This window comes from Reyranella soli (genome assembly GCF_007992495.1).
Lineage (GTDB): Bacteria > Pseudomonadota > Alphaproteobacteria > Reyranellales > Reyranellaceae > Reyranella > Reyranella soli.
The window spans coordinates 156,244-173,558 of the sequence record NZ_BKAJ01000030.1; the positions used below are offsets into that span (position 1 = coordinate 156,244).

Genomic DNA, 17,315 nt, shown 5'->3' on the forward strand with positions numbered 1-17,315 from the left:
GCTAGGCCTCATCGGCCACGCCCTCGAGCTCGGCCAATTGCGCTTCGATTGGCGAGCGGCGGCGCGACAGCCAGAGATAGAGGCCGCTTGCCAGGACAACGATGGTGATCAGGTCGAGCACGAACCAGATGACCTTGAGCGGCAGGCCGCCGTAATCGCCGAAATGGAGAGGCCGCGATACCTGGATCGCCCGCAGGTACCAGGGCAGGTCGACGACCATGGCAAGCTCGCCGCGCTCGGCATCGATCAGCACCGGCGTGAACAGCCGGCTGGTCAGCGGCGAGCTGCCCTTGGTCCACACCAGGTAATGATGCGGACTGCCGACGCGGTTGTTGGGGAACACGACGCTGGTCGGCGTCCGCCCCGGCAGCTCGCGCTGCACCAGCGTGTACGCGGCCTCGACCGACGACAGCCTGTCGAGCGGCGGCACCGGCCGTCCGCGGTGGGGCGCCAGCATGGCCTGCACGTCGGTCCGCTGATAGAGCAGGAACAGCGGCCGCGAGAGTTCGTTCAGCACGCCGGTGACGCCCACTACCAGCACCCAGGCCATTGTCGCGATGCCCATGAGGTTATGCAGGTCGAGCCAGCGCAGCCGCCTGCCCCGGCGCCATCGCACCGTGCCGAACTCGAGGCGCCGCATGAAGGGCGCGTAGAGCACGACGCCGGAGACGACGGACGCCGCGAACACCAACCCTATGGCGCCGAGGAACAGCTCGCCGGGCAGGCCGGCGAACAGATCGCGATGGAGCCGCAGCATGATGTCGAGGAAATCGGGACCGCTGGTCTCGGCAGGCTCGGTTTCCTTCAGGAGCTCACCGGTGCGCGCATCGAACTTGAGCAGCCGGGTCTGCGTCGGCAGCGCCGTCGGCGAGGGCAGCATGCCGACCGTGACCTTGGGCTCGTCGTCATCGACGAAGACGAACATCGGTACATGGTCGGGATGACGCCGGCGCGCCGCGGCGCCGATGGTGTCGAGGCTGGCCCGCGGCGTGTCGGCCGGCAGCGCCGCGTAAGGCGGGTCCTGGCTCAAAAGCTCGCGCAGCTCGTGCTTGAAGATCAGCGGCAGGCCGGTCAGGCAGAACAGCAGCAGGAAGACGGCGCAGACCAAGCTGGTCCATTTGTGGACCGCAGCCCAACGCCTGAGCGAGCGGACATTCATCAAAAGTCGGCGGAGAGCGACAGCAGGAAGGTGCGCGGCGCCCCCATGGCAAGGCCGAGCTCCGAGTTGGCCGACGCCCAGTAGTTCAGGTTGAACAGGTTCTCGACGTTGAAGCGCAGCGCAATCGGTTTGCCGTCCTTGCGCTCGAAGACGTAGCGCACGCCGGCATCGAAGCGCGTCCAGTTGGGGATGCTCTGGGTGTTGGCGGCGTCGAGATACTGCAGGCTGGTGTAGATCAGCCGCCCCGAGAAGGTGAGGCCGCGCAGGAACGAGGCGTCCCATTCGGCGCCGAGGTTGAGCTGCACATCGGGCACGCCGGTCGCCTTCAGGCCGTTGGTCAGGTTGGAGCCGGTGTCGAGCTGCCTGGCATTGAGCAGCGTGATGCCGCCCAGCGGACGAAATCCCTGGAACGGCTCGCCGAACATCATCCATTCCAGGCCTTGGTTACGCTGGGTGCCGCCGACGGCGAAGATCGCGGTCGACGGATTGGTGACGCCGAACGGCCGATCGATCTGGAACAGGCTGAAGGTCGTGGCGAACTTGCCGAGATCGAGCTTGGCGCCGATCTCGAGCTGCTGGGTCTTCTGCGGCGCAAAGACGGTGCCAGCGTTGAGCGTACCCGCCGGCGCTGTCGGCCCCTGCTGCAAACCCTGGATGAAATTGCCGTACACCGCGAGATTGCTCAACGGCTTGGCGATGAAACCGACAGCGGGCGAGAACGCGCTCTGGTCGTAGTACGAGGTCACCGCGCCCGTGGTCGGGCTGTAGTTGCCGACCTGGACGCGCTGCAGGCGGCCGCCAACGATGAACTGGATGCGCTCGTCGAACACCGAGATGATGTCGGCGATGCCGAACGTCGACAGCTCGACGGAGCTGGTCTTCGGTGGGTTGAGCGCCGCGACGTTGGGCTTGGCGATGAAGGTCGGCTGGTAGAGGTTTGACGAAATGGTCGCCACCACCGGGAAGAGCTGACCGCCCTCCAGCATGACGCGCGTGGCGTTGAGCGAGAGCGCGTGATGGATCGGGCCGGTGTCGGCGCGGCCGCGCACGCCGACCTCCTCGGTGTTGGCCTGCGACCAACCGGGGAAATTGAGCGGCGTTTCGGTCAGGTTGCCGTTGGCGCTGGTCACCGTAGCGAAGCCGGTCAGGGAGTTGAACTGCGACCAGCGCGCACCCGCCGCGCCATAGACCGTCCAATCGGGCATGACGTCGTACTCGACACGCGTGGCGCCGAAGAGGTCGTTGTTCTGCTGGTAGGTCCAGGGCTGGAACCAGTTGGCAGTGCCTCCGGGCGCCAACGGCACCGGCAGGCCTGCCGCAACGTAGGTGGCGCGCAGTGGCGAGTTGAAGGTCTGGCTCTGGTAACCGTAGTCGACCGCGGCGCGCAGGCGATCACCGCGATAGTCGAGGCCGAACACCGCCGCCCCCAACGCCTGGGTCTGGCGGTCGACCGGCGTGCTGCCGTTGCGATAGGTGCCGTTGAAGCGGACACCGAACGCCTGGTCATCGCCGAAGCGCCGTGAGATATCCGTCGTGCCACCGACCTGGCCGGCCGACGCATAGGTCGCCGTCACCCGGTTCAGCTCCTGCGCGGCCGCCCGCTTCGGGACAAGATTCACGGCGCCGCCGACGCTGCCGAAGGGCGGCATGCCGTTCATCATTGCGCTCGGTCCCTTCAGGATTTCCACACGCTCGAGGTAGTCGGGCGCGACCTGCAGCGTCGGCGCGATGCCGTAGAGGCCGCCGAAGGACATGTCGTAGTTGTTGAAGGAGAAGCCTCGGATCATCAGGGCCGAGTTGTAGCCGACGGCCGGCCAGGCGTTGCGCACCGAGGGGTCGTTGGCAGCGACGTCGGCGATGCTGCGCGCCTGCTGGTTCTGCATCAGCGTCGAGGTGTAGGCAGACTGGTTGAAGGGCGTATCCATGAAGTCGCGTTCGCCCAGGAAGCCGACCTGCGCCCCTTTCGCGACCTGCCCGCCGGCATAGGGCGGCGGCAGGTTGTCGATCACGGCCTGCGGCGGCACGCCGGCCTGCACGCGCACCGGATCGAGCTGCACTGCGCCGGACGTGCCGCTGCCCGTCGCCACCCGTTCGAGAACGACGGTGTTGGCCTCGCTGAACCGCCAGCTGACGCCCGATCCGGCGAGCAGGGCGTTCAGGGCCTGGGCGATGGTGTAGTTGCCGGAAAGGCCTGCGGTGCGCTTGCCGGCAAGATCGCCCGACGCGCCCATCAGGCGGATACCGGCCTGGTCGGCGAGCCGCGTCATTGCCGTGTCGAGATCCTGCGGCGGGATATCGAAGTGCACGGTGCGCGGCGCCTGCCCCTGCTCCGTCGTCGGCGACTGAGCCAGTGCCGACGAGCCGAAGCCCACACTCATCGCCGCTGCCAGCGCAACCCAAGCTCCCCGCCGTACCATCTCGCCCTCGATGTCTCGCACGATCCTGGGACGAATCGACGACGGCGGACTTGCAGTGACGGGAGCAAAAAAAAACTTGCGATCAGCGGATGATGGTGAACAACGGCATCTGGACGACCCGCGCCTTGGTCGTCTCCTCGATGGTGCGCAGGATGCGATCGGTGTCGTCGAGGTCGAACACGCCGGTGACTTCCAGCGTCTTGAGCCGGTCGCCAAGGATCACGATCCGGCCGGTACGGTAGCGCTCCAGCTCGGCGACGACGTTCTCCAGCGGACGACGGTTGAAGATGAGCTTGCCGCGCTGCCAGGCGGTCGCCGCGTCGACGTCGACCACGCGCAGCTTGAAGCCGTCGCTCTCGCTCACATCCAGCTGCTGGCCCGCCACGACCCTGATCGACGGGCGGTCGCCCATCTTCACCTCGACCGTTCCCTCGCTCACCGTGACGTTCTCGAAGACACGCTTGAGGCGCACGACGAAGGCCGTGCCGACGGCCCTCACCTCGACGTCGCCGGCGACGACGATGAAGGGACGAGCGGCATCCTTGGCGACCTCGAACAGCGCCTCGCCGTCATGCAGCACGAGGCGGCGCTCCTGGGCGGAATAGTCGACCGAGACGGCCGTCGCGGTGTTGAGGACGACGACCGAGCTGTCCGCCAGCGCCACCCGCTTGCGACCGCCGACGGCCGTCGCATGGTCGGCATAGAGTCCGGACAGGGGGCCGAGCGCCGGCAGGGCGACGGCCACGGCGGCAACCGACGCGGCCGCAGCGCCGGCGAACAAGACACGTCGCCCGACCGGATGGCGGCGCACCGATCCGGCAGACAGCGGCGTGCCTTGGCGGCGAAGCTCATCGGCCTGGCGGGTTTCGCCGACGGCATGCAACAGCACCTCGGCCTCGACGGCCGCCGCCTCGTGCGCCGTCGAGCTCTGGCGCCAGCGCTGGAAAGCCAGGCGATCCGTCGCGGTCGCGCGTCCCGAGCCCAGGCGGACCAGCCAGTCGATGGCCTCGTCGCTCAGCCGCCGGCCGGCGCCGTCCTCGGCCATCAGCGGCCCCTGCTTCTCTTCCGACATGCAACAACCTGAGCGATGGATGGCCTCGTCACAAAGACGATTCTGCTGCACCGGCCTTGCAGCGGCGACGATAAACTATTCGTTATCGCCGCGGTCCAGGCGGTCGCGGCAGTGCTGCAGAGCCTGGGCGATGTACTTGGCCACCATGCTTTCCGAGACGCCGAGCCGTCGCGCGATCTCGGCGAAGGTCCGGCCCTCCACCCGGTTGAGCAGCAGCGCCAGGCGCGGCCTGGGCGGCAGCTCGTCCAGCGCCGCTTCGAGGCGACGCAGCCGTTGCCGGGCGATCGCGTGCGTCTCCTGCGACGGCGTGGGATCGGCCACGGCGTCGGCCGCCTCGAGGTAGATGAAGTCGTTGGCGACCCGGCCGTCGCGCCGCAAGGTGTCGACCGCGAGGTTGCCGGCGACCCGGTAGACATAGGCCCGCGGATTGCGGATCTCGCCGCCGACAGGGCCGAGGGCGGCGAGCTTGACGTAGGTATCCTGGGCGAGGTCGGCGGCGCGCTCGGCATCACCACCGGTCCGCCGCGTCAGGAAACGCAGCAGATCCCGGTAATTGTCGCGAAAGCTCGCGAGCAGCGTCGATACGTCCTGTCGCCCCATCGTCCCTGCCGGTGTGGTCCGACAGGTCTATATCGATTGCGAATGCTTCGCAACCGCAATGCCGACCGTGGAGCCGCCGCCGGCATCAGGAGCGCTTACGGCTCAGCGGCCGAGATACGAGCGCAAGACTTCGTCATTGTCGACGAGACCTGCGGCTGGACCTGAGAAGGTAATCTCGCCGCCCTGCAGGATGTGCGCGCTCTCGGCGACCGCAGCAGCGACGCCGATGTTCTGTTCGACCAGGAGGATCGTGAGGCCGCGCCTGTTGAGCGCCAGGATCGTATCCACCATGTCGCCGACGATGGTCGGGGCGAGTCCCGCCGAAGGCTCGTCCATCAGGAGGCAGCGTGGCCGCGCCATCAGCGCGCGGCCGATGGCCACCATCTGCTGCTCGCCGCCGCTCAGGCTGCCGGCGCGGCGTTTCCTCACCGCCGCCAGCTTGGGAAACATCGCGTAGACCTCGTCCAGGTCGGCGCGCATCGCCCCCCAGTCCCGACGGGTGGCCGCACCCAGCTCCAGATTGTCCTGGACGGACATGCTGGGCCAGACCTCGCGCCCCTGCGGCACCTGGACGATGCCGCGGCGAACCATGTTGTCGGCCGAGAGGCCCGCGCATTCCTTGCCCTCGAACAGGATGGAGCCGCCGCTGCAGCGCACCACTCCGGACAGGGTGTTCAGCATCGTCGTCTTGCCCGAGCCGTTGCCGCCGAGCAGGGCGACGATCTTTCCGGCCGGCACCTCGAAGGTGACGTCGCGCAGGACCTGCGTGATCCCGTACGAGACCTTAAGATGCTGAATGGCGAGCACGAAGTTCCTTCCCGAGATAGGCTTCGATGACTCCGGGGTCGTTGCGCACCGCGTCCGGCGTTCCCTCGGCAATGCGCCGGCCGGAACTCAGCACCGTCACCTGATCGCAGACATCCATCACGAGGCGGATGACGTGCTCGATGAGGATGAGCGTGACGCCTTTTTCATCGCGAATCCGGCGCAGCAGAGTATCGAACTCGGCCAGCCGATTGAGGCTGAGGCCGACCGCCGGCTCGTCCAGCAGCACGACCTTCGGGTCGCTGATCAGGGTCCGGGCGATCTCAATGACGCGTTGCTGCCCGAAGGAAAGGGCCGACGCCGGCCGATCAGCGAACGCCGACATGCCGATGAATTCGAGGGCCTGGCGGGCGGCTTCCTCGGCGGCCTCCTCTTCCTCCCGGTAGCGGCGCAGATTGAGGCTGGCGGCGACGAAGCCGGCCGTGGTGCGGTGGTGCAGCCCCGTCATGAGGTTCTCCAGCACCGTCATGCCGCGAAACAGCTGCGACGTCTGGAAGGTTCGGCCAAGGCCGAGCCGCGCGATCGCGCTCGGCTTGCGCCCGACGATGGATACGCCGTCGAGCAGCACGTCGCCTTGATGCGGGGGGTGAATGCCGCAGATGACGTTGAGCATCGTCGTCTTGCCCGCACCGTTGGGGCCAATCAGGCCCCTGATCTCGCCGGGCTTGACGTCGAGGTCGATGCCGTCGAGCACCTTCACGCCGCCGAAGCTCACCGACACGCCGCGGACGGAAAGCAGCGCCTCGTTCACGGCCGAACCTCGCTGCTCTCCGACGTCGCAGCGACCGGCGGACGCCTGCTCGCCCGGGCGCGATGCAACGGCTCTTCCCAGCCGCGAACCTTCTCCTTGAGGTAGCCGATGATGCCGCCTGGCATGAAGAGAATGAAACCGACGAGGATCGCGCCGAAGGCGATCTCCTGGACGCCCTTCACCTTGCGCAGCGCCTCGAGAACGAAGACGAGCGTCCCCGCGCCCAGGACCGAGCCGACGATCGAGCCGAGGCCGCCGACGATGATCATCGCCTTGTGGATCACCATCTGGAACAGGTCGAAGCCTTCCGGCGACACGAAGTTCAGCATCGCCGAATAGAGGCCTCCGGCGATGCCCGCGTAGAAACCGCTGATCCCGAAGGCGAGCGCCTTGTAGCGCAGCAGGTCGACGCCGAGAGATTCGGCGGCGATCTCGCCGTCGCGGACCGCGACGAAGGCCCGGCCGATGCGGGAACGCACGAGATTCTGCGCCAGGGCGAAGAGCACCATCACCAGGATCAGGCTCAGGTAATACAGTCCCAGCGTCTTCGAGATCGGCAGCGGCGCGAAGGAAATGGGCGGCGTCTTGAAGCCGCCGGCGCCGAACGTCACCGGCTCCCAGTTCAGGAACACCCATTGCGTGAACTGGGCGAAGGCCAGGGTGGAGAGCGCGAGGTAGAGTCCGCTGAGCCGCAGCGCCGGCAGCGATATGGCAAGGCCGACCATGGTCGCGATCAATGCGCCGAGCGGGAACGCCAGCCAGAACGGCCAGCCGAAATGGACCTGGAGCAGGCCGGTGCCATAGGCGCCGATGCCGAACATCGCGGCATTGGCGAAGGCGAGCTGGCCCGCATAGCCCACCAGGATGTTGAGTCCGATCGCCAGCAGAACGTAGATGAGGATCGTGTTGGCAACGAACAGGTAATAGGCGTTGAGGAACGTCGGCGCCACGGCGGCGAACAGGAGCATCGCCACCAGCACGTTGCGTCTGCCGAACAGCGCCATGTCAGACCCGACGAAAGCGCGTGGAGCCGAGCAACCCGGTCGGGCGCACCACGAGCACGAACATGATGACGATGAAGGCCGAGACCTCGATGAAGCTCGAATGGAGGTAGCCGCCGGCCAGCGACTCGATGATGCCGATGGAAATGCCTCCGAGCACCGCGCCCGGCAGGCTGGTCAGGCCGCCCAGCACCGCCGCAGCGAATCCCTTGATGAAGAAGGAGAAACCCATGTCGGGATAGAGCAGCGTAAGCGGCGCCATCAGCGCGGCAGCCGCGCCCGCGATGGCGGCGCCCGTTCCGAAGGACAGCATGTAGATGCGATCGATACGGATGCCGGCGAGGGTCGCGGCCTTGGCATTGTCGGCGGTGGCCTGCATCATCTTGCCGGCGCGCGTCAGGCGAAAAAAAGCAGCGAAGGCCACCATGATGACGATCGAGCCGGCGAGCACGGCGAGCTGTTGCGGGATCACCATGATGCCGCCGATCATGATCGGTTCTGGAGACGTAATGGGCGGGAATGGCAGATAGTCGCCCTTCCCTCCCCAGATGACGCGAGCCGTGCCGCGCAGCATGAACGCGATGCCGATCGTGGCGAGGACGAGGCTGATGATGTTCGCATTCTTGAGCGGCCGGAAGGCGATCAGATCGGTCGCCGCCCCCAGCAGGAAACCGAAGGCAACCGCCGCCAGCAGCGACGGCAGATAGGGCACGCCCATCTGCACGTGCAACATCCAGGCGACGAAGCCCGAGAACATGAACAGCTCGCCGTGAGCGAAGTTGATCACGGCGGTGGCCTTGTTCACCACCACGATGCCGAGCGCGATTAGGGCGTAGAGAGAACCCGTCGTCAGTCCGCTCAGCAGTAGATAGACCAGCAGCTCCAAGAGGTTCTACTCGACCTTGGTGACGCCCAGCACGCGAACCGGCTTGCCGGGCTCCTTGGCGATCCAGGCCGGGTTCTTGTTGCAGCGATGGTCGGTTTCTACGCAGGTGATGCCGCCGGGATAGACATCTGTCTCGAAGTCCTTCAGACCGTTCAGCGCAGCCACCAGCTTCTCCCGAGTGAGATCGGGTCCGGCACGCTTGAGGCCTTCCACCATCACCTGGGCGCTGCCGATGCCGAACAGATTGAAGACCGACAGCCGGTCGCCGGGGAACTTCGCCTCGATCGCCTTGCGCCACTTGTCGACGGCCGGATCCTCGGGCGTATAACGCACCATCGAGATGGTCCGGAATGAGGCCGTGGCGCCCGGCGAGCCGACCTGGTCCTCGAAGGCGGCGGGATCGGCGATGCCGCTCTGGCCGACCGCGAGCGGCTTGAAGCCGAGCTTCTGGGCGTCCCGCATGAAGATCGCCGCTGGCTTGGGGTAGAGGACGACCAGGACGGCGTCGGCGTTGGCCCCCTTCAGGCGCAGCACCTGGGCGGTGGCGTCGTTGGCGTCGGGCGCCATCTCCTCGTCCAGGACGGGCTTGATGCCCTTCTTCTGGAAGGCCTCGATCAGCGGCGTGTAGCGCGAGCGCCCCCAGGCGTCGCGCATTGAGATGACGGCGATGCGCTTGGCGCCCTGGTCGAGGGCGAACTGAAGCATGGCCGCGCTCTCAAGGGACGAGGTGAGCGCCGTGCTGAAGATCGTCGGAGCGACCGGCGTCGTGATGCCGTCGTGCACCGACGCCATGATGATCACGGGTATCCTCGCTTCCGCCAGGGTTTCGCGGGCCGCAACCGTTGCATTGCTGCAGCCGCCGCCGATGATGGCGAAGACCTTGTCCTCGTGAATCAGCTTCTTGACGGCCCCGATGGCCGCCGCCGGGTCGCAACGATCGTCCTCGCGGACCAGCTCAAGCTTGCGGCCGTTGATGCCGCCGGCCGCATTGACCTGGTCGAAAACGACCTCGATGCCGTTCATCGGCAGCTTGCCGTAGAGATAGCCGGGGCCCGTCAGCGCGCCGAACGACCCGATCTTGATCGTATCTGCCGTGACGCCGGGCACCTGCGCCTGGCCGGGCTGCAGCGCCGCGACCGCCAGGAACAGGCCCGACAGGCCCGCCTTCACACACCTTTTCAATGTCATCATCCCCTCCGCCCTTCGCAAAGAACCCACGACGTTCGAAGCAACTTTCATTCCCTTTGCGCCGCGACATCTTGTATACAGTACACAAGATTGTCATGGGGAATTTCTTGTCCAGTCCTGCCGAGGAAATCGTCGTCACGGTGGCGGACGGCATCGTCACCGTCACGCTCAACCGGCCGGCCAAGCGCAACGCCGTGTCGCTCGCCATGTGGCGGCGGCTGGCAGAGATCTTCGCCGGTGTCGGACAACAGGACGGCGTACGGGCCGTCGTCCTGACCGGCGCCGGCGGCAATTTCTGCGCCGGCGCCGACATCTCCGAATTCGCGACCGTGCGTGCCGATTCCAAGATGGGCGAGGCCTACGAGGCCGTAGCCGACAGAGCGACCCGCGCTGTCCGGGACTGTGAGCTTCCCACCATCGCTGCGGTGTCGGGCTATGCCATGGGCGGAGGCTGCGGCCTCGCGCTGGCGTGCGACTTCCGGATCGGGGACGCCAGCACGCGGATGGGCATACCCGCCGCCCGCCTGGGCATCGTCTACGGGCCGCTCGACTGCTCGCTGCTGCTGCGGCAGGTGGGCCTCGCGAACGCCAAGCGCGTGCTCTACTCGGGGCGCGCCTTCGATCTTGCCGATTGCCGCCGCATGGGCCTCGCCGACATGGCAGCCGAACAGGGCAGCGCCCTCGAGGCGGCGCATGCCTTCGCCGCCGATCTGTCGAAGAACGCGCCTCTGTCGATCCGCGGCGCCAAGCTCGTGCTGGACGCGCTGGCGACGGGCACCGCCGACGCCCGCGCCGGGGAGATCGACGTCTTCATCGGTCGCGCCATGGACAGCGCGGATTACAAGGAAGGCGCAGCGGCCTTCGCCGCAAAGCGGCCGCCGCGCTTCGTCGGGCGTTGACCAGTAGCCGAAGGCAGGAGAATCGGGCGCATGAGTTGGTTGGGCGTTGACGTCGGGGGGACTTTTACCGACCTCGTTTTCCTGGACCGCGCGAGCGGACGGCTGCAGGTGCTCAAGACCCCGTCCACGCCCGGCGACCAGTCGGAAGGAATTCTGGTCGGCATCGGTCGCCTGTCGCTGGAGCCGGGAGATCTGGATCGCATCGTGCACGGGACCACCGTCGCCACAAACACGGCACTTGAAGGGGATGGGGCGCGGCTGGCCGTGCTCGCGACCGAGGGCCATCGCGATGTTCTCGTGGTCGGCCGCGGCAATCGCATGGCCATGTACAATATCAAGGCGCGGCCCAATCGGCCGCTGGTGCCGCGATCGCGCTGCTACGAAGTGCGCGAACGCCTGCGGCCCGACGGCGCCGTGTCTGCGCCGCTCGACGAGGAGGCCGTGTCGGCGATCGGTCGCCGGCTCGCCGAAGACCGGATCGAGGCGGTCGCGGTCTGCTTCCTTCATTCCTACGCCAACGCCGAGCACGAGCGCCGCGCCGCGGAGATTCTGGGCCGCCTGCTGCCCGACGCGGTCATCACGACCTCGTCCGAGGTCTTGCCGGAATATCGCGAGTACGAGCGCTTCTCGACGACGGCTCTCAATGCCTTCGTGGCGCCGCGCATGCGGCGGTATCTGAGGGAATTGCAGGCCCGCCTCACTTCGTCCTCCATCTCCGCGCCCCTGTCCATCATGACCTCGAACGGCGGCACCCTGCCGGCCAAGCGGGTCGAATCGATGCCGGTGCTGTCGATGCTCTCGGGGCCGGCGGCCGGTGTCATCGCCGCCAGTCACGTCGGCCACGCCGCCAATTTCCCCGACGTGATCACCTGCGACATGGGTGGAACCTCGACCGATGTGTGCCTGGTGCGCGGCGGCGAATTCACCATGACGACGGACGGACGGGTCGGCGCCTTCCCCGTCAAGATCCGGCAGATCGACATCAACACGGTCGGCGCCGGCGGCGGCAGCATCGCGGCCGTGACTTCGGGCTTCCTGACGGTCGGTCCACGCTCGGCGGGGGCATTTCCGGGCCCGGCCTGCTTTGGCCGGGGTGGCATCGAGCCGACGGTGACCGACGCCAATGTGGTGCTGGGTCGTCTCGGCACCGAGCAGCTTCTCGGCGGCGAGATCCGCCTGGACCGCGCCGCCGCGGCGGCGGCCGTAGGGCGACTCGGCAGCGAGATCGGGTTGTCGGCAGAGCAGATGGCCGAGGGCATCCTGCGCATCGCCGTGGTGTCGATGGCGGCCGCGATCAAGGAAGTATCGGTGCTGCGTGGCATCGATCCGCGCGATTTCACCCTCCTCTCCTATGGCGGCGCAGGTCCGCTGCAGGCCGCAGCGATCGCCGACGAGCTTGGCATGCGCACTGTCGTCGTCCCGCCAATGCCGGGCAATTTCTCGGCTTTCGGCTTGCTGGTAGCCGACGTCCGCCGCGATCTGGTGCGCACCAAGGTCGCGACGATCAGTGCGCTTTCGGCAGCCGATGTCCGGGCCATGCTTTCGGGCCTGCTCGAGGACGGCGAGCGGGAGCTGCAGGCTGCCGGCTTCCCGCCGGCCCGCCGGCGCTTCGCCGCTACCCTCGATATGCGCTACGCCGGCCAATCCTTCGAGCTGTCGGTCCCGGTCAACATGGATCTCTCCGACACGGCGGAGATCGTGCGGGCCTTCGAAAAGATCTACGAGATTCGCTACGGCGGCACGACGACGGCGCCGGTCGAGATCGTCAGCTATCGCATTGCTGCCTGGGGGCTGTCCGACAAGCCGGTCCTGCCGCCGGTAGAGGCAGCGGGACGCACGATGGCCGCGGCTGTCGTCAGCACGCGGACGACCATCTTCGACGGCGAGTCCTTCGCCGTGCCCGTTGTCGATCGCGAACGCATGCCGCCAGGAGAGACCGTGACAGGGCCGGCCATCATCGAAGAAGCCGGCTCTTCGACCATTGTGCCGCCGGGCTGGTCGGTCGCGCTCGACCGGATCGGCTGCCTCGCACTCCGCCGTCACGACGGGAGCCTTCAATGACCATCGATCCCATCACCCTGGAGGTCCTGACCCAGGGGCTGATTTCCATCGTCCGCGAGATGCGCGCCACCGTATGCCGCACGGCGAGCTCGGTAGCCATCTACGATGCGAAGGATTTCTCCTGCGGTCTCTTCGCGCCCGACAGCCAGGTCGTAGCGCAATCGGAGGATATCGGCTCCCACGTCGTTCCCCTGCCCTGGTCGGTGCGTTCGGCCATGGAGAAGTTCGGCCACGATCTCGCGCCCGGCGACGTCATCCTCTCGAACGACCCCTACACGGGCGGCACGCATCTCAACGACGTAACGGTGATATTCCCGGTCTTCCAGGACGGCCGTCTGATCTTCTTTCCGGCGGTACGCGCCCACTGGGCCGATGTCGGCGGCATGGTTCCCGGCAGCATGTCGGGCAAGGCGACCGAGATCTACCAGGAGGGCGTGCGCATCCCGCCAATCAAGATCCAGGAAGCCGGCCGCTTCAATCAGGGAGCGCTCGACATCCTCCTCTCCAACATGCGGGTGCCCGAGGAGCGGCTGGGCGATCTGCAGGCGAGCCTTGCCTCCTGCCGGGTCGCCGAAAGGCGCATCCATGAGATCTGCGCCCGCTACGGCGTCGACACGTTGCTCGAGGCTGTGCGCCTCGACCTGGACCGGTCGGAAGCGAGAATGCGCGCCTGCATTGCCGGCTTGCCGGACGGCACCTATCGCTTCGAGGACTATCTCGAGACCTACATCGGCGGCATCTTCGAGCCACTGCTGCTGCCGCTGGCGCTCACCGTTGCCGGCGACCGCATGATCGCCGACTTCGCCGGCGCCTCGCCACAAGTGCCTTTTCCTGTGAACTCGACAGCGGCGGTGACGGCCGCGTCGGTCTTCATTGCGGTCAAATCGGTCTTCGATCCCGCGGCGCCGCTCAACCAGGGTTCGTTCCGTCCGATCGAGGTCAATGCCCCGCCTGGGTCCATCGTCAACGTGCAGCGGCCCGCGCCTGCCGGCTCCCACGGCGAGATCCGCAAGCGCGTCATCGCGACGATGGTCGGCGCCCTGTCACAGGTCGTCCCCGATCTCGTGGCGGGCGATCTCTGCCGGACCTCCTTCCACAATCTGATCGGCGGCTACGACGCCCGGAGCGGCCGCGAGTGGGTGCACTACGAATGGTCGGCCGGCGGCAACGGCGCCTTCCGTGAGAGCGATGGCCCAAGCGCAATGGCCACGATCGACTGGGGTGACCTCGTCACGGTCCAGTCGACGGAGGTCATCGAGACGCGCATGCCGCTGGTCGTCGAGACGTCGCGCCTGGCCACCGACTCCGGCGGCGCCGGCACCACCCGGGGCGGGCTGTCGATGCAGCGCTCGATGCGGGTGTTGGCGCCGGACTCGCGCTATTCGCTGCTGTCCGACGGCGCCGTCGTGCCGGCCTTCGGCGTGATGGGTGGGCTGTCGGGCGTGCAGGTTGGCGCATGGATCGAGCGGGACGGCGCCGTCGAAGGGTTCGACACGCCGGGCAAGATCGCTGGACATCCGGTGGGCAACGGCAGCGTCGTCGTCGTGCGATCGGCCGGCGGCGGAGGCTACGGCGACCCGCTGCTGCGGGCGCCCGGGAGCGTCCAGCAGGATGTCGAGGAAGGGTATGTCTCGCGGCAGGCGGCACGCGATCTCTATGGCGTGGCGCTCGACGCCAAAGGTGCTGTGGATCCGGTCGCGACGGAAGCACTCCGTCGCCGTCTACGTGATTCTCGGTTCGCCCTGACGGCTGTCCTTGTCGACGATTCCTACGAGGCCGGTGCCGTAAGTCGTCGCCGCATCTGCCGCCTGCATCCAAGAGACGCCTCGGCTGCGGGCCTTCAGGAAGACGACCTTGTGGAGGTCGATGCCCGTCGGGCAGCGCCCCTCCGGGCGTGGCTGCGCATCGACCCGTCGATAGCGGTGGGTACCCTGCCGATCGATCAGGCAGGCCTGACGATCCTGCAGATATCGCCGGGGCAGAGGCTAGAGGTGAGGCGAATCGCGACCGTCGTGCTGCCGCAGCAGCGTCTCGCCGAGGCCGCCGAATGAACGACGGCACTGTTCTCGTCACCGGTGTCGGCGGGATGATCGGCGCTGCCGTGCTGCAGCAGCTCGTGGCCGACGGCATTCCGGTCGTGGCGGCCGATCGAGTGCGGCCGTCGGATCTGGATCTCGGCAAGTTGTCGGTCCCCTTCTTTGCCCACGACCTGCCGGATCCGAGCCGATGGCACGAAGCGATCGTGCGCTTCGGTGTCCGTCGTGTCGTGCACGCCGGTGGGATCTCGGGGCCGATGCTGCTCAGCGACAATCCGAGCCGCGTATGCGAGATCAATCTTGCGGGCCTGAGTGGCCTCCTCGAGGCCGCGCGCATTCATCGCCTCGGACGGATCGTCTGGTTCTCCTCGATCGTGGCCTATGGCAATCGACGGGACCTGATGCCCGTCAATGAAGACATGCCGCTTCGGCCGGACACGGTATATGGGGCCAGCAAGGCCGCGGGCGAAGCGCTGATCCATGCCTATCACGCGGAGCACGGGGTCGATGCCGTTGCGCTTCGCGTCGCTTCCTGCTACGGCGCCGGCCGGACGACATCCTGCATGATCCGCACGCTCATCGAAGACGGCTTGACGGGCCGCGTCAGCCGCATCCATCCGGCGGACGGTCGCACGCGCCAGCATGTCTTCATCGACGATGTCGTCGGCGCGGTTCGCGGGGCCCTCGATGCTCCCACCTTGCCGCAGCGTGCCTACAATGTCGGTCCGGGCCGCGCACAAAGCCTGTCGGAAATCGTCGAACAGGTCCGAAAGGCCGTTCCCGCGGCGGAGGCTGTCCTGGATCCGGAGGGCACTGCCTGGAATACGTTCGGCCTCGGGCCGCTCGTCATCGATGCCGCCCGGCGCGACCTCGGCTTCTCGCCGGCGACGTCGATCGCAGATGGTGCGGCTGCCACGCGCGACTGGGTGATCGGCCGAGGTGGTTCGTGAGCCTGGCGCACGACCTGTACTTCTCGGGCCGGCGCATCCTGGTAACCGGCGCGGCAAACGGCTTCGGCGAGGCCATGGCGGGCCTCTTCTACGCAGCTGGCGCGCAGCTGGTGCTGGCAGATATTGAAGAGCAGCCGCTTGCCGCCGTCGCGTCGCGGTACGGCGCCGCGGCTCATGTGTTCGATCAGGCTGATCCCGCGTCCGTTGAGGACCTCGCCAAGGCTGCAGGACCGGTCGACATCCTCATCAACAACGCCGGCGTGCTGGTCGCCAAGCCGCTGCTGGAAACCAGCCTCGAGGAGGTCCGGCGCACGGTCGACATCGACTTCGTCGGCGCCTTGCGGCTGATCCAGCTGATCGGCCGCGGCATGGTCGAGCGACGACGCGGCGTCATCCTGTCGATCGGTTCGCAGACGGCCTTTTCTGGCGGCGAGAATCGGGCGGTTTATGCCGCCGCCAAGGCCGCCATATCGCAGCTCACCAAGTCGGCCGCGGTGGAATGGGGGCCCTACGGTGTGCGTGTCGTCTGCCTGGCGCCGGGGCGCTCCCTCACCCGAATGACGCGACAGACGGCGAAGGAAGGGCAGTCGGGAGACCGGGGCCTGGCGCGCGTTCCGCTTGGCCGTTGGGGAACGGCGGAGGAAATTGCGAAGATGGCGATGTTTCTCGTCTCCGACGCCGCCTCCTACATGACGGGCGAGACCGTCATCGCCGACGGTGGCTATGTCCACGGCTAGAATGGCCCCGCGCCCGCCGCTGTTGTCGCAGGCGGACTTCGTCGCCCCGTCCGTGATCGCCACGGAGATCGCGCGGATCCTGTCCGACCGCATCGTCTTCCTGGAACTGGCGCCGGGCTCCCGCATCCACGAGGAGGAAGTCGGCGCCGCCTTCGGGGTGAGCCGTTCGCCGGTCCGCGAAGTCTTCCGGATGCTCGAAGCCGACGGCCTCGTGGTCCGTGCCGCCCGCAAGGGTGTCAGCGTCACGCCGATGAGCCGGCGCGACCTCGACGAGGTCTACGCCTGCCGTGTCGGCCTGGAGGGGCTCGCCGCGGCGGAGGCGGCCCGCCATCTCGACAAGAAGGCGCGCAAGACGATCGAGTCGCATCTCGCCGCGATGAACAAGGCGTTCAAGGCGAAGGATGTGCCGACGTTCTTCAAGCACAACGTCGCCCTGACTCGCGCGGTTCACGCGGCCTCGCAAAACCAGACGCTCATCCGCGTGGTCGCCGGCATCGAGAAGCAGGCGTTGCGCTATCGCTACCTTGCCCATCTGCAGACCCACGAGATGCTGTCGATGTCGCTCGAGGGCCACAGCGAAGTGGCTGAGGCTGTTCTTGCCGGCGAAGCGAGCCTTGCCCGGCGTCGCGCCGAGCAGCTCATGCGGCGCGCCCATGGTGTGATCGCAAAGGCACTGGCCGAATCGGCCTATGCCGTGCCTGGGGATGTCGGGGCGACCTTCGACGATCTCTGA

15 protein-coding genes are annotated in these 17,315 nt (G+C 67.3%); 6 read left to right on the forward strand and 9 right to left on the reverse strand.

Annotated elements, in window-relative coordinates; all coding sequences use genetic code 11:
• Nucleotide 1: 1 nt before the first annotated feature.
• From RSO01_RS08075 to RSO01_RS08115, 9 genes are all read right to left on the reverse strand, one after another.
• Entirely contained in the window at nt 2-1,159 is a 1,158-nt protein-coding gene (locus RSO01_RS08075; protein WP_147147971.1) for a PepSY-associated TM helix domain-containing protein, read from the reverse strand.
• Complete coding sequence (locus RSO01_RS08080) at nt 1,159-3,537, reverse strand: TonB-dependent receptor (protein WP_170302921.1); 2,379 nt, start codon at nt 3,535-3,537, stop codon at nt 1,159-1,161. The genes RSO01_RS08075 and RSO01_RS08080 overlap by 1 nt, the downstream gene beginning before the upstream one ends.
• 121 nt (nt 3,538-3,658) lie before the next feature.
• Entirely contained in the window at nt 3,659-4,648 is a 990-nt protein-coding gene (locus RSO01_RS08085; RefSeq protein WP_147147974.1) for a FecR family protein, read from the reverse strand.
• 75 nt (nt 4,649-4,723) lie between these two features.
• The gene (locus RSO01_RS08090) at nt 4,724-5,248 is read right to left on the reverse strand and encodes an RNA polymerase sigma factor (RefSeq protein WP_147147976.1); all 525 of its coding nucleotides are present in this window, start codon (nt 5,246-5,248) and stop codon (nt 4,724-4,726) included.
• Nucleotides 5,249-5,350: 102 nt separating this feature from the next.
• Nucleotides 5,351-6,055, reverse strand: a complete 705-nt coding sequence (locus RSO01_RS08095) for an ABC transporter ATP-binding protein (protein ID WP_147147978.1) — start codon at nt 6,053-6,055, stop codon at nt 5,351-5,353.
• A complete protein-coding gene (locus RSO01_RS08100; RefSeq protein WP_147147980.1) occupies nt 6,033-6,824 on the reverse strand; it encodes an ABC transporter ATP-binding protein in 792 nt (263 codons plus the stop codon). The genes RSO01_RS08095 and RSO01_RS08100 overlap by 23 nt, the downstream gene beginning before the upstream one ends.
• Nucleotides 6,821-7,828 carry a branched-chain amino acid ABC transporter permease gene (locus RSO01_RS08105; RefSeq protein ID WP_147147981.1) on the reverse strand — a complete coding sequence of 336 codons (1,008 nt, stop codon included), beginning with the start codon at nt 7,826-7,828 and terminating at the stop codon, nt 6,821-6,823. The genes RSO01_RS08100 and RSO01_RS08105 overlap by 4 nt, the downstream gene beginning before the upstream one ends.
• 1 nt (nt 7,829) lies before the next feature.
• Nucleotides 7,830-8,711 (reverse strand): branched-chain amino acid ABC transporter permease, encoded by an 882-nt coding sequence (locus tag RSO01_RS08110; protein WP_147147983.1) that lies wholly within the window; start codon nt 8,709-8,711, stop codon nt 7,830-7,832.
• A gap of 6 nt (nt 8,712-8,717) precedes the next feature.
• Nucleotides 8,718-9,899 carry an ABC transporter substrate-binding protein gene (locus RSO01_RS08115; protein WP_170302922.1) on the reverse strand — a complete coding sequence of 394 codons (1,182 nt, stop codon included), beginning with the start codon at nt 9,897-9,899 and terminating at the stop codon, nt 8,718-8,720.
• 107 nt (nt 9,900-10,006) lie between these two features.
• On the opposite strand from RSO01_RS08115, the gene RSO01_RS08120 reads away from it, so the two are divergent.
• Genes RSO01_RS08120 through RSO01_RS08145 form a run of 6 tightly spaced genes read left to right on the forward strand, consistent with a single transcriptional unit; the run spans nt 10,007 to nt 17,315 of the window.
• Nucleotides 10,007-10,798 (forward strand): enoyl-CoA hydratase/isomerase family protein, encoded by a 792-nt coding sequence (locus RSO01_RS08120; protein WP_170302923.1) that lies wholly within the window; start codon nt 10,007-10,009, stop codon nt 10,796-10,798.
• Between the two features lie 30 nt (nt 10,799-10,828).
• On the forward strand, nt 10,829-12,859 hold the full coding sequence (locus RSO01_RS08125; protein WP_147147988.1) for a hydantoinase/oxoprolinase family protein: 2,031 nt from the start codon (nt 10,829-10,831) through the stop codon (nt 12,857-12,859).
• Nucleotides 12,856-14,910: a hydantoinase B/oxoprolinase family protein gene (locus RSO01_RS08130; protein ID WP_147147990.1), complete on the forward strand. Its 2,055-nt coding sequence runs from the start codon at nt 12,856-12,858 to the stop codon at nt 14,908-14,910. The genes RSO01_RS08125 and RSO01_RS08130 overlap by 4 nt, the downstream gene beginning before the upstream one ends.
• The gene (locus RSO01_RS08135) at nt 14,907-15,845 is read left to right on the forward strand and encodes an NAD-dependent epimerase/dehydratase family protein (RefSeq protein WP_147147992.1); all 939 of its coding nucleotides are present in this window, start codon (nt 14,907-14,909) and stop codon (nt 15,843-15,845) included. Before RSO01_RS08130 ends, RSO01_RS08135 begins: the two co-directional genes overlap by 4 nt.
• Nucleotides 15,842-16,582, forward strand: a complete 741-nt coding sequence (locus RSO01_RS08140; protein ID WP_147147994.1) for an SDR family NAD(P)-dependent oxidoreductase — start codon at nt 15,842-15,844, stop codon at nt 16,580-16,582. Before RSO01_RS08135 ends, RSO01_RS08140 begins: the two co-directional genes overlap by 4 nt.
• Before the next feature lies 1 nt (nt 16,583).
• Entirely contained in the window at nt 16,584-17,315 is a 732-nt protein-coding gene (locus RSO01_RS08145) for a GntR family transcriptional regulator (protein ID WP_170302924.1), read from the forward strand.